The 13,009-nt window shown below is 50.4% G+C and carries 13 protein-coding genes; 10 read left to right on the top strand and 3 right to left on the bottom strand.

All coding sequences use genetic code 11. The features are described 5' to 3' along the window. Positions 1-198: 198 nt before the first annotated feature. Positions 199-1,596 (top strand): DUF4832 domain-containing protein, encoded by a 1,398-nt coding sequence (locus tag VN24_RS11435; RefSeq protein ID WP_148505226.1) that lies wholly within the window; start codon positions 199-201, stop codon positions 1,594-1,596. A 92-nt stretch (positions 1,597-1,688) separates the two neighbouring features. On the opposite strand, the gene VN24_RS11440 is transcribed toward VN24_RS11435, so the two are convergent. Beyond that, positions 1,689-2,744: an ABC transporter substrate-binding protein gene (locus tag VN24_RS11440; RefSeq protein ID WP_045670512.1), complete on the bottom strand. Its 1,056-nt coding sequence runs from the start codon at positions 2,742-2,744 to the stop codon at positions 1,689-1,691. 254 nt (positions 2,745-2,998) lie between these two features. On the opposite strand from VN24_RS11440, the gene VN24_RS11445 reads away from it, so the two are divergent. The 3 genes from VN24_RS11445 (at position 2,999) to VN24_RS11455 (ending at position 5,912) form a co-directional block, all read left to right on the top strand. Further along, entirely contained in the window at positions 2,999-3,727 is a 729-nt protein-coding gene (locus VN24_RS11445) for an SDR family NAD(P)-dependent oxidoreductase (protein ID WP_045670513.1), read from the top strand. Between the two features lie 38 nt (positions 3,728-3,765). After that, positions 3,766-5,358: a PucR family transcriptional regulator gene (locus tag VN24_RS11450; RefSeq protein WP_045670514.1), complete on the top strand. Its 1,593-nt coding sequence runs from the start codon at positions 3,766-3,768 to the stop codon at positions 5,356-5,358. 131 nt (positions 5,359-5,489) lie between these two features. Continuing rightward, a complete protein-coding gene (locus tag VN24_RS11455) occupies positions 5,490-5,912 on the top strand; it encodes a VOC family protein (protein ID WP_045670515.1) in 423 nt (140 codons plus the stop codon). 3 nt (positions 5,913-5,915) lie between these two features. Here VN24_RS11455 and VN24_RS11460 read toward each other — a convergent pair whose 3' ends face one another. Then, positions 5,916-6,725: a helix-turn-helix domain-containing protein gene (locus VN24_RS11460; protein ID WP_045670516.1), complete on the bottom strand. Its 810-nt coding sequence runs from the start codon at positions 6,723-6,725 to the stop codon at positions 5,916-5,918. 66 nt (positions 6,726-6,791) lie between these two features. Here VN24_RS11460 and VN24_RS11465 point away from each other — a divergent pair, with 66 nt between their 5' ends. The 6 genes from VN24_RS11465 to VN24_RS11490 are packed head-to-tail and all read left to right on the top strand — an operon-like array spanning position 6,792 to position 11,925. After that, positions 6,792-8,165, top strand: coding sequence for an ABC transporter substrate-binding protein (locus tag VN24_RS11465; RefSeq protein WP_052702900.1), 1,374 nt, complete (start codon positions 6,792-6,794; stop codon positions 8,163-8,165). A 36-nt stretch (positions 8,166-8,201) separates the two neighbouring features. Beyond that, a complete protein-coding gene (locus tag VN24_RS11470; RefSeq protein WP_045670517.1) occupies positions 8,202-9,080 on the top strand; it encodes a carbohydrate ABC transporter permease in 879 nt (292 codons plus the stop codon). Continuing rightward, a complete protein-coding gene (locus VN24_RS11475) occupies positions 9,080-9,904 on the top strand; it encodes a carbohydrate ABC transporter permease (RefSeq protein ID WP_052702901.1) in 825 nt (274 codons plus the stop codon). The genes VN24_RS11470 and VN24_RS11475 overlap by 1 nt, the downstream gene beginning before the upstream one ends. Positions 9,905-9,924: 20 nt before the next feature. Continuing rightward, positions 9,925-10,725, top strand: coding sequence for an HpcH/HpaI aldolase family protein (locus VN24_RS11480; protein WP_045670518.1), 801 nt, complete (start codon positions 9,925-9,927; stop codon positions 10,723-10,725). 16 nt (positions 10,726-10,741) lie between these two features. Next, positions 10,742-11,590, top strand: coding sequence for a shikimate dehydrogenase (gene aroE / locus VN24_RS11485; protein ID WP_045670519.1), 849 nt, complete (start codon positions 10,742-10,744; stop codon positions 11,588-11,590). 56 nt (positions 11,591-11,646) lie between these two features. Further along, on the top strand, positions 11,647-11,925 hold the full coding sequence (locus VN24_RS11490) for a YciI family protein (RefSeq protein WP_045670520.1): 279 nt from the start codon (positions 11,647-11,649) through the stop codon (positions 11,923-11,925). Between the two features lie 143 nt (positions 11,926-12,068). Here VN24_RS11490 and VN24_RS11495 read toward each other — a convergent pair whose 3' ends face one another. Then, on the bottom strand, positions 12,069-12,866 hold the full coding sequence (locus VN24_RS11495) for an SDR family NAD(P)-dependent oxidoreductase (RefSeq protein ID WP_045670521.1): 798 nt from the start codon (positions 12,864-12,866) through the stop codon (positions 12,069-12,071). Positions 12,867-13,009: the final 143 nt, after the last annotated feature.

The following is a 13,009-nucleotide window of genomic DNA, read 5'->3' on the forward strand; positions in this document are numbered from 1 at the left end:
GAATATTCTAGCAGTTATAAACATTTCTTAAAAGTATAAAATAGAAAAAGATGTAATTAAAGAGGTTAATCATTTTATTTACTATTGCTTCTCTATCAGCCTCTATTTACAATCGGATAAAGCATTATCGATGCGGATTGCCGCAGGAACATAAAACGGGGCGAGGACCGTATAACGAATAGAAAAAAGGAGCGCAACATGAATCGAAAATTTTGGTGCCGGACAGCGCTGCTTCTTCTGTCTGTGGGTATCCTGAGCGGTTATTCGTGCACGGTGCCGGCGAAGGAGGAGGCGGTCATCAGCAGTTACCCGTTGGAAACGGATCAGGTACTGAATAACCCTTACATGGGCTTTGTCGTGGACGCCAGAGACAACAATCGGGCAAGCCAGCCGTTCCGGCTTGTGCATGCCAATCTGTTTTGGAGGGAACTGGAGCCGCAGAAGGGGGTCTACAACTTCGAGGAACTGGAGCGGAAGTTCCGGTTCGAATACTGGAGGCAGCAAGGTGTAAAGCTTGTCATGCGAGTTGTGCTGGATTATCCGCGGGAAGAAAGCCATATGGATATTCCCGACTGGCTTTATGAGGAGACCGGTCGTCAGGGCGTATGGTACGCCATCGAGTACGGACGGGGATTCAGTCCGGATTACACCAATCCGCTCCTCATTTCATATCATGCCAAGCTGATCGCCGCTCTGGCAGACCGTTATCGGGACGACCCGTTTGTCGCCTTTATCCAGCTCGGAAGCATCGGCCATTGGGGCGAATGGCATACGATGGATCACGGACCGAACCCGATCGCATTTCCAAAGAGAAGCGTTACCGACCGGTACGTCATTCCATATTTGCAGGAGTTCACCGGCAAACACCTGTTGATGCGCCGGCCGACCGCCATCGCTGCGAAGCATGGAATGGGTCTGTTCAACGACGCCTTCGGCAATGAAGAAACGATTGCCGGCGGATTCCGGGATTGGTACATGAACGGTTACACGTCCTGGCTGACCGGTGAAAAAGAACCGGCAATGCCGGATTTTTGGAAAAAGTCTCCCAGCGGAGGGGAATTTAGCGAGCGTCTGGCCGCTTTTTCGGATGACCGCATTGAAGGGACGCTGCTTCAGGCCAAGCTGACTCACGTGTCCTGGATGGGGCCTTCCGCTCCCTGGAGGGCGGAAGCCGGAGGAGCCTATCAAGAAAATATCAATCGTTTCTTGAACGCAATCGGGTACCGCTTTGCCGTGACCAAAGCCGAATATGAGCAAGAAAGGAAGCCCGGCGAGACGCTGCATGTCAGGTATGTCATGGCCAACCGGGGCGCAGCACCGTTTTATTTCCGCTGGCCGCTGGAATTGAGCCTGTTCGATCAGAACGGCAGTATGGCGGCGTCAGTCCGCAGCTCCGCCGATATTCGCGCCTGGCTGCCGGGATTGCACCGCGGGGCTGTCTATTTAACCGTTCCGGCGGATCTGGCGCCCGGCACCTATGGGGTGCATGTTGCCATTTTGGACCCCGAAACAGGGAAACCCGGCATCGATTTTGCGATGGAGGGCCGTCAGCCGGACGGCCGGTACAGGCTCGGCACCGTAATGGTTGTCCAATAAGGAGAGAGGCATTCCATCCTTCCAGCCGGATGAATGAAGAACCAAGCGCATGGATCACGCGCTTGGTTCCTATAACGGCAGTCAACCGTTGGTTATTTCGGCAAAAATTCCGTTGTGAAGGCTTTTGTAACATCCTGCTCCTTCTTGAGAAGCTTGAGCTCCAACATTTGCTTCATCATCGTTTCCCAATGCTCTTTCGACATGTAGCCGGTTCCATTCACAGCCGCATCGCCGCCGTATACGAGATCCTCCATCGTCTTGGATGCGTAGGTCATCGCTTCCGCATTCAGATCCGGATTTTTCTCTTTAATAAACGGATTTACTTCTTCATAGTGGTCTTTATAGTAGTCCCAACCTTTAATGGAAGCTTCAACATACGCTTTCACGATATCGGGATGGTCTTTTATGTATGACTCGGTCGTAATCAAGATGTTATCGTAGGGTGCATAGCCGGAATCGGCGATCCATAGCAATCCGACTTCGACGCCTTCCTGCATGACATAAAAGGGCTCGTTTGTTCCATAGACCTGCGTGACAGACTTTTTGTCTGCGGTGAAGTTGGCCATCTGGCCGTTATAGACCATGTCTTGAACTTTGTCGAGCTTGTACCGGTTTTTAATATATTCCCAGTATGCAATACCGGGTTGCGTGTACACTTTGCGCCCGTTCAGGTCGGAGAAATCTTTGATCGGTTCCTCTTTGTGGTACATCAGAGCTTGAGGCGTTTTTTGAAAAATACCCGCCAATCCAACGACAGGAACCCCTGCCTCTCTCGCCATCAATAAGTCATCCGCCTTCATCATAGCGAATTGCACTTTACCCGAGGACAACAGTTGTACGGGATTGATTTGCGGGCCGCCCGGCTCGATCGTCATATCCAGCCCTGCATCTTTATAAAACCCTTTCATTAAAGCTGCAAACTGTCCGCCATGCTCGGGTTGAGGAAACCAACCTACGATCTGCGTCACCTTCGTCAATGACTTGCTCGCGTCGTCAGAGCTGGATGCAGAGGTGGTTGGTTCATTCGACGGGGAAGCACTCGAAGCGGGGGCGCTTGATGATGGAGCACTTGAATTGTTGGAGCCGCACGCCGTAACTGCAATTACCGTAAGAAGAATCAAGCCGGTCAAAAAAAATGATTTGTGCATTTCATGTCCTCCTCGCAGGTTTGTGTGACCTATCATAACTTCGCGTCTTTCAAGGTGTCAATTAATGATGTTATAGTTTATAACATAAAACTGTATCTTTGTTTTAAATTCCAAAAAATCCTCGAATTTTGTTTCCTGATACGAAAGACTTTCTAACACTTGTAAAAGCTATTAAATTGTGTTGTTGTTATTAAGTGAATTTGTGTAAATTATGAGTTATACTTCATAACATAAAAGAAAGGTTGTGGAATTAAATGAAAAAGCGAACCGTTTTGATTACCGGCGGCAATCGTGGAATTGGGCTCGCAATCGGTAAAAGATTTCAATCGGAAGGAGATCGGGTTGTGATCCTGGATTTACCTGATGTGCCAAGCCCAGAGGCATTAAACTTGGTTTCCGAGAACGGAGGCGCATACTTTACCTGTGACATTTCCAATAAATCGGATGTCGACCGCGTTGTTCCCCGAATATTGGACAGTTTCGGCTTTGTAGACGTTCTGATCAACAATGCAGGAATCCTTAAATGGGCCTCTTTTCTGGAAACGACGGAAGATGATTTCGATTCCACCTTTAATGTCAATGTAAAAGGTATGTATCTGGTCACCCAGCCGTTCGCCCGCGAAATGGTTGCCAGGAAAGAAGGAAATATCATTAACATGGCTTCCATGGGAGGAAAATGGGGGGCTACGCTTCAGTCCGCCTACTGCGCAAGTAAAGCAGCCGTTATCGAACTTACAAAAGTCATGGCTATGGAGCTCGGCCCCTATAACATTCGGGTAAACAGCCTATGCCCGGGAATCATCAAATCCGAATTAGGGAAGGGCTCGCCAAGGTCTGCGGACAGCTGGTTGGATAAAACGCCATTAGGCCGGCTCGGGCTTCCGGAAGATGTGGCGGACGTCGCTTATTTTATCGCCTCCACGGAAGCCCGTTACATGACGGGGCAGGCCGTAAATGTAACCGGCGGGATGATTATGTATTAACCAAACCGGCACTCAACCCGAGGAAAGGGAGGATATTCATGAATCTCACTGTCGAAGAAGCCCTTCTTCTGTATCCTTTATCCAAAGCGAAGCTCGTTGCGGGCGCCAAAGGCGCGAATCGCGTCATCAGATCGGTTAATATGATGGACGCTCCGGATGTTTTCAACTGGGTAAAAGCAGGAGAAATGCTGTTCACTACGGCGTTTGCCATCAAAGACACACCCGACGATTTCCTGTTGATGCTGCGTAAGCTGAACGAACGGGGATCGGCCGGTCTTGGGATCAAACTTGGGCGCTACTGGTCCCAAATCCCCTCTATCGTGATCGAAGAAGCCGACCGCCTTCATTTCCCCGTCATTGAATTGCCATTCGAGTTTACGTTCTCCGATCAGATGAACGCTTTAGTTAAAGCTGATATCGAGAAAAACACAAAGCAACTGCACGATACGCTCAACAAACAGAAAAATCTGATTCGCTTTGCCATTCAGCCGGGAGATTCGCCCAACCACTTTCAGAAGATCGGGGAAGTTTTAGCGCATCCGATCGTAGTCATCGGGGCGCGGGGACAAATCCTTTACTGCACTAGCGATTGGCCGGAAGCCGCGATCCTGAAAGGATGGCCTTGGAGTCCGAAATCCGAGAAAGCCCGTACACCCAACGGTTTGCGCTACACGGTCCCTTTAATGCAAGAGGGGGAATGCTGCGGTTTTCTTCTTGTTATGCCGCCTGATGCAGCCATTGCCCAAGAAGACGTAGGACTCTTCCATCAAGCCGCCGAAATATTATCCTTCCATATGAACCGCCTGCAAGATGAACGCCAAACCGTATCCGGATATCGCTGGACGTTAATACTGGAGCGTTATCTCCAGGGGGAAATGACGCCGGAGCGCTTTCTTGAACAGGCCAAAGCGGCCCGCAATAAGATTGAAGCGGCCGCTTACCTAAGCGTCAAGACCATTCCTATACTTGAGTTCCATCCGGAAACAGATATCAATAAGGGACTCCATAAAATCCGTCGGGATTTGATGTACCATCCTTATCTGACGGGAATCGATTCCCATCACTTGTTTCTCGATTCCGGAATGGTATCCCTCTTCTCCATCCCGGAAGGGGACATTTCCGTCTCCGAATGCCTTCACCGGATTACTAAGATATACTCGGAAGTGTTGGAACTAACGGAAGATCCCGGTTTCCGTTGCGTGATCAGCAAACCCAAATTTAGGCTGGAAGCGATACGGGAAGCATACGAGGAGTGTAATGAAGCGATAGCTATCAGTGATCGTTTGTCGATAGACAATAGAGTCACGATGTTCTCGGATCTTGAATTTAATACACTCTTCCGGCATATTCCCAGAGAAGCAATGAAAAAGTATTGCACGAACCTGCTTCAACCCCTTCTGCAGAAGGAGGAATACTACGTTACCGAGATGCTGCATACACTTGAGGCTTATTTTGCGAACGAAGGATATATCAACGATGCGGCGAAGCAATTGTTCGTTCACCGCAATACAGTGCTTTACAGGCTTGAAAAAATTAGCGAGTTGCTGGACGTGGATTTGCGAAAAACCAGCGATCTGTTGCAACTGAAACTGGCTTTTATCTTTAGAGAACTTCTGCAAGCGGACGAATAAAATCATGCTCGATAGGCGGTCAGTTCATTATTGTCCACATTCTCAATATTATCAGTTGTTTCGTTTAGGTGCACAACTGCTATGATGGAATTGGAAGCGCGCTTAAGCCAACTGAAGAAGGGGGAATCAGCATGCACAGCTTTAAAGGATTGGCGCATATCGGGCTGTACTCGGGCGATGTCGAAGAGACAATAAATTTTTACACGAGTAACTTCGACTTTCAAGTGGTGAATGAGAGGACCATCGAAAAACCTGACCATCAATGGGTCAAGGTAGCCATGCTCGCCCTGAACGGCATGACGCTTGAAGTGATTGAGCACTCCGACAAGTCGCTGCATAAGACGGGAAACGGCGGCTGCGTCGATCATGTGGCGATCGAAGTGGAGAACTTGCCTGAAATCGTCACCGCGATACGCGCCAAAGGACATCAGTTTCGAACGGAAGAGCCGGTTGTAAATATGGAAATGCTCGGCGGGGCCAGGTATATTTACCTGTCGGGTCCAAGCGGTGAAAGCATTGAATTGTTCGAGTTATTAAGTCGGAACGTCCATTGACGGTCAGATAATTAGCTGTGAATTTTTCTTCCAAGTGCTTGGAGACTGGTTCGTCACCTGTTTAAACACTCTCGAGAAATACCGGGAATCGTTAAAACCTGCCGCATACGACACATCCTGAATACTGGCATCGGTGGAGGTCAGCAGTTTTTTGGCGTAGTTGATCCGTGCCTCGTTCAAGTAATGAAGAGGCGTACTTCCCGTGTAAGTTCGAAAAACCTTATGAAGATACGATTTGCTTACATTCATGATCGAGGCCATTTGCTCGAGCGTAATGTCCAGGCTGCAGTTATGGGTGATATAATGCAGTAATTCATAGAACGTTTCTTGCAGCGAAACATTGGAAGCGGTTTTATAATGGCGGATAATGTGGAGAATAATGTTCTCGGCATAGTTTCGGATCATGCGGTCGCTCCCGACCCGCTTGTTGCTGTGCTCGTAGTCAATTTGTTCGAACAGCCAGCGAATGATCCCTGATTTGTCCCTGAGCTGGAAAGAACAGCCTTGCACCAGGGAACGGTACTTGATATCAAGCTTGATGGTCAGCACCTCTTGCGGAGTCAATACGCCCTGATGCTCGCAGCCGGGTTGGTAGCCAACCAGATCATATACCCGGGACTCAATCGTTTTGTCGTTCAAACTGATGATTTGCTCGCCTTTCAGGAAATAACTGAGCTCCAATGTGTTGTGGCTGTGCCTTGACGTATTGGTCGTCTTGGCGTCGTATCGGCGGCAAGATTCCAGTGCGATGGAGTCCATATCGATGCTCGTCAGGAAATCCAGTATTTTGAGCTGCGATTCGCTTGTCACCATAGTCAATTCCCCCTGAAATTTATGATAACGCTTACTTTTATTATACGAAACAGGAGTGATTTGAAAATGGGATTTACGATGAAAAAATCCTCTGCCAAGGCCATCCTGAGCGCAACCGTCCTCTTGCCGCTGGCTGCCGCCGGTTGCGGGCAAAATGCACCGTCTGAAGCAAATCGCGCGTCATCCCCGGGAGCTTCACAAACGGCAGTAAGCAGCAGCGGCGTTACTTTGTCCCGATCTAATGAGGGAGAAACGATCACCTTTCTGACTTCCGGCACGCCATGGATGACCCCTCTGATCGAGAAAATTCCGGAATTTGAAAAGCTTACGGGCATTACCGTTGACGTGCAGCAAATGGTCGATACGCAATTATCCAACAAAGTTTCTGTAAGCGCTTCAACTGGCGGGCATGACCTCGATCTGATCTATTATCGGCCGCTGCAGGAAGCGCTGCTTTTCATCAAAAACAACTGGCTAGAGGACTTGAGCGGATATATTCAGCAGGACCCGGACTTCCACTACGAAGACTTCTTCCAAGCCGGGCGGGACATCACCAGCAAAGACGGCAAAGTTTACGGCATTCCGACGATGAGCGAACGCACGATGTTTTTCTACAATACCGAAATGTTCAAGGATGCCGGTCTAAGCGGCACGCCGAAAACGTACGAGGAGCTGGAGGAGTACGCCAAGAAGCTGCATGATCCGGACAATAACCGGTATGCGTTTGCCGTTCGGGGCGAAGGCAACAGTGCGGTGACCCAATTCGCGGCTTTCTTGCGGGGCTTCGGGGGCGACTTCATCAAGGACGGCAAAGCGGCGATCAATACGCCCGAAGCGATTAAGGCGTTCGAGTTCTATGGCAAATTGGTACGGGAGTACAGTGCGCCCGGCGCGATCAGCAATATTTGGTCGGATTCCCTGGCACTCTTTACGCAAGGACGTGCGGCGATGTACATCGATGGAGACGTCCATTATGCCGAAACGGAAGATCCGGAGAGCTCCGTCGTGGCAGGCAAAGTCGGCTTCGGTCCATTCCCCGCAGGTCCGGCAGGTTCAACCCCATCCAGCATTATTCCGTGGGCGATCGGCATCAGCAGCGGGTCGAAGCATAAGGAGGCAAGCTGGGAATTTATCAGGTGGGCAACAAGCAAAGGCGTAGATCTTGAACTGGAATTGCAAGGCAACTCCAGCGCCCGTGATTCGACATGGAAAAATCCGAAGGCCGAGGCGGTATTCCCGAGCGGAATGGTCGAAGTGATCAAGGCGAGCGGCGCTTCCGGCAATCCGATCGACAGGCCGTACCTCATTAGCGGGGGCGAGGCAAGAAGCATCGTTGCCCAGGTGCTAACGGCGGCGATTGCCGGCAAGAAAGAGCTGCAGCCGATTGCGGACGACGCCAATGCGCGGCTTCAGACGCTGGTCGATAAAGAAAAACAATAGACGCTGTTGTTTCTTGGCCGAGGAAAGGGGTTCCCTATGCTGGCGTGGATCGATAAGCATCTGAAATATATTTTCACGGTACCGACCATTATTTTCGTTCTGCTCATGATTATATATCCGATTGGCTATACCCTTCAGCTCAGCTTCTTTGAATGGAGCATGTCCAACACGGTACCGAAGACTTGGGTCGGCCTGTCGAATTACATCTTTTTCTTCAAGGATGAGCGATTTGCCGCCGCATTCCGTTTCACCGTCTGGTATACGGCGGTTGCCGTCTTCATCGAGACGGTATTGGGGGTGGCCATCGCCCTGTTGATCAGCAAGATAAACAGGGGGGCGACACTGATCAAAACCGCATTTATCTTTCCGATGGTCGCGACGCCGGTAGCGGTTGGAATGGTCTGGAAGCTTATCTATGAGCCGACAATCGGCGTCGCCAACTATTTGCTGGAGAAGCTTCGAATTCCGGAATCGCTCTGGCTCAGCTCAACCGGTTCCGTGTTCGGTTCCCTGATTATGATCGATATCTGGATGTGGACGCCGCTCATCATTCTGATCGTTTTGGCAGGGATCACCTCCTTGCCCAGCGAGCCACACGAGTCCGCGCTGGTGGACGGGGCCGGATGGTTCCGCACGCTGACCAAAGTGACGCTGCCGCTGCTAAGCTCCTCGATTTTGGTTGCCGTGCTGCTGCGGCTCATTGACTGCCTCAAAACGTTCGATATCGTCTATGCAACGACGATGGGCGGTCCGGGTTATGCTTCGGAAAACTTAAATATATTGGCCTACCGGTACGCCTTTGAATATTTTTATTTCGGCAAATCGTCCGCGCTGTTGATTCTCTTCATCCTTCTGGTTCTGATCCTTTCCATTCTGTTTATATTCGTGAAAAAAAGGGTGGAGGTGGAATATTGATGGGAACCGTCAAAGCAATGAGACGTGCCGGAATCATCGTCATTCCGGTGATCATCGTCCTAATTCTGTGCGCCACCTCCCCTTTTATTTGGATGATTATGGCTTCGTTCAAGAAAAACGCGGATATTCTGAACCCGGACAGGATGCTTCTGTTCGACCCGACGCTTAAAAATTATATCAGCGTGTTTACAACCTACAGCCTCATTAAGCCCATCATGAACAGCATCCTGATCAGCGTCATCTCAACGGTTGTCGCCTGCGTATTCGGACTTCCGACCGCTTACGCGATCGCGCGGTGGAAGATGAACTTCTTTGCGTCCATCATCCTTGTGATCCGGATTATTCCCGCCATTTCCTACCTGGTGCCGTGGCACATCATGTTCGCGCAGATGAAATTGTCGGGAACCTATACGGCGCTTGTGCTGGCGTACACGCTCTCATCGCTGCCGCTCATCATTTGGATCATGATCCCTTACTTCTCCATGATTCCGAAGGAGCTGGAGCAGTCCGCCGTCATCGACGGTTCGTCGTTGATCGGATCGTTTGCGCGCATCGTGCTGCCATTGTCTATGCCGGGCATTCTGACGTCTGCGATTTTGGCGCTCATTTTCGCCTGGAACAACTTTCTGTACGCGCTCGTGTTGAGCGGCAAAAATACCGGAACGCTGCCGATGGCGATCTTTAACTTCATCTCCTACACGAAGATTGAGTGGGGCGGTTTGATGGCGGCCACAGTCGTCATCACGCTGCCGATCATCGTCATTTCATTGCTGCTGCAAAAATATGTCGTCAGCGGTTTGACCGCCGGAGCGGTAAAGGGCTAATCTTAAAGGAGGAACAAATCATGCATCAGCCGATGGAAGATCTGAAAAGAAAGCTTGGACGGGAAGAGGTCGTCGTGGGCACCTGCGTCAGCCTGGGCGACATGATGGTCTCGGAGCTGCTGGGCTATGCGGGCTGTGATTTTTTGTGGATCGACATGGAGCATTCGGCAAATGACAAGCAGCAAATATTGCGGCATATTGTGGCTGCGAGAGCGGGCAAAGCCGCCGCTTTCATCCGTATTCCGTGGAATGATCCCATCCTCGTCAAACCGATCTTGGACATGGGACCGGACGGAATCATCTTTCCTTTTATCCGCAGCGCCCAAGAAGCCGAGCAAGCCGTGCTAAGCAGCCGTTATCCGCCGCGTGGCATCAGAGGTTTCGGCCCCAACCGCGCCAACGGCTACGGCGCTGCGGAGACGCCGGCCTACCTCGCCCAAGCCGACGATCTGTTCCGGATTATTCAAATCGAGCATATCGATGCGGTAAACAGCATTGAGGAGATTTGCCAGGTCGAAGGCATCGATTGCCTCATGTTCGGATCGATGGATCTGTCGGGTTCGCTTGGGCGTCTCGGCGAGACGGATACGCCCGAATTTATTGAGGCCGTCGACCGCGTTGTAGCCGCTGCGGGCAAACATAACAAGATGCTCGGATGCTGCATCGGATACTCCCAGGAAACGATCGCCTTTTTTCTGGACCGGGGGATCAAGGTTTTTACGTGCGGGATGGACTCGTACATGCTGCGCTCCTATACGGAGCAAATGGTGCTGGACGTGCGTACTTATGCGAAGAGCCTTTCGTTGTTAAAATCCGAATAGAAAAGGATGCGGTACGATGAAAACCAATTTCAGACTGAGGATAACGGGGGCGCTGGGATTTCCGATCGACGAGAATCCGTCACCCGTCATGTTTGAAGCCGGCTTTGCGAGTTTGGGCCTGGACTGGAGGTACCAGCTAATCGAGGTCCGTCCGGAACATCTGAAGGTGGCGCTGCAAGGCGTGCAGGCGATGCAGTTTGACGGTCTGAATCTGACGATCCCCCACAAGGTGGCGGCGATTCCGTATATGGACGATTTGTCCAAGAGCGCAAGCATCATCGGCGCGATCAATACCGTTCTGTTCCGTGACGGCAGGATGATTGGAGAGAACACGGACGGTAAAGGCTTTGTCATCAGTATGGAGAAGAACGGAATTAACCTGCAGGGCAAAAGACTGGTCGTACTTGGCGCGGGCGGCGCTTCGAGAGCGATCTGTGTGGAGTGCGCTCTCGCGGGATGCGATTCCATTACGATTATTAACGGCACGATCGAGAAAGCGAAAGAGCTGGAAACGCTGATCAATGAGCAAACGTCATGCCGGGCAAGCGTGATCGAATGGACGCCGGGCGTCCGGATTCCCGAATGCGATATTCTGATTAACGCGACGCCGGTCGGACTGTATCCGGACCCGGGCATGCCGGATATTTGCTACGACGATATCCGTCCGGGCATGATCGTACAGGACATCATCCCGAATCCGGCTCATACTCCCTTTTACAAAAAGGCCAAGGAGCTGGGCGCGACAGTTTACGACGGACAAAGCATGCTTGTATATCAAGGGGCGCTTGCGATTGAGCTGTGGACGGGCTTGACCCCGTCCGATGAGCAGATGAAGGATGCGCTTCACCGCCTCTTTGCCGAATAACGGATACTGCGATGAGCTTGTGGATTTTGAGCATATAGGAAGGGAGCGGCGGTAACATGAGTTATTTTGCCGTATTTCTGAAGATGGTCGATCCCGAGAAAAGCGCTGCGCACCGGCCCGAACATCTGGCGTTTCTGGCCCGGCTGCGCGACGAAGGAATCGTATTTGCGAGCGGCAGATTTTCGGATGGGTCCGGCGGCCTCGTCATTTACAAAGCCGATTCGCTCGAAGCGGCCGAGAAGTGGGTCTCAAAGGACCCTTATCTCATCCATGGAGCCCGAAGGGCTGAGATTCACGAGTGGGAAATGGTCACGAATGCGGTACTGCCGCAATGATGCACATGGCTGGAGGACGATGCTTTTTGCTATAACAGTTAAGGTTCCCGACCGTCGCGGTCGCGACGGTCGGGATTTTCGTCCAATTGCTTTGGACGACTCCCACCAATGACCTGCTCCACATTTTTTAAAATTGTGCTGTGTTAATCGTTCAGTTGGACTTTCTGGTTATTCTTAGAATTGCCTGCATAAGCAAAAAGCGGTTCACTAAGTTTGAATTCAAACGCTTCTCTGTCAACTCTGCCAACAGTCATGTTGCTATCATAAAGCTGCAAGAGAAAATGGGCCATTTCATCGCTTGTATGGTATGTACCGAAAGTTTTGTCATAGTCATACTCGCTCGTATTGTTGGCCACTTTTCCAAATTCGGATTTGGTTGCCGCCGGTGCCAAAACTTTAGCTTGCAATTTTGCATTGGCGGCTTTCAGTTCATGGGCCAATCCCTCGGTAAATGCACTGACAAAAAACTTGGTAGCACAGTAGGTAACGGCCGTAGGCACGATTGTGTATCCGCCAGCTGAAGATATATTGATTAATTGGGTACCGTCCACGTCTCTATAATCACGTACATACAAGGACGAAAAGATAGTCAGGGCTTCCACGTTTAGGCGCAGCATGGTTTCAATCTTTTCCAAGTCTTGACCGGACACACTTTCATAGCTGCCGAAACCTGCATTATTAATCCATGTATCGATTTGATACGGATTTAACTCCCGATAGAGCTGATGGGCGTTTTGACTGACGGATACATCGACTGCTTTTACCACAATATCCAGCTCAGGAACTTCCTGCAAAATTTCTCTTTTCAGTTCGTTCAGATTATTTTCACGGCGAGCAACAAGTATGATATTTTTCTTACGTTGGGCGAAAGCCTTTGCTGTCGCGTAACCTATACCGGAGCTTGCTCCGGTAATAACTGTATATTTCCCTTGTGCATCCATTTGTAATCTCTCCTTTAACTTGGCATACTGACCCCATAATTTTTGCGATCATAATAAAGTTAAGGATCAGCTTCGGCATCCTTATTATGCAACAAATGAACAGGCGACCGTTATCCCATTCTTCTCAAATGATAGCCTAATCC

The sequence above is a fragment of the Paenibacillus beijingensis genome (assembly GCF_000961095.1).
Taxonomy (GTDB): domain Bacteria; phylum Bacillota; class Bacilli; order Paenibacillales; family Paenibacillaceae; genus Paenibacillus_O; species Paenibacillus_O beijingensis.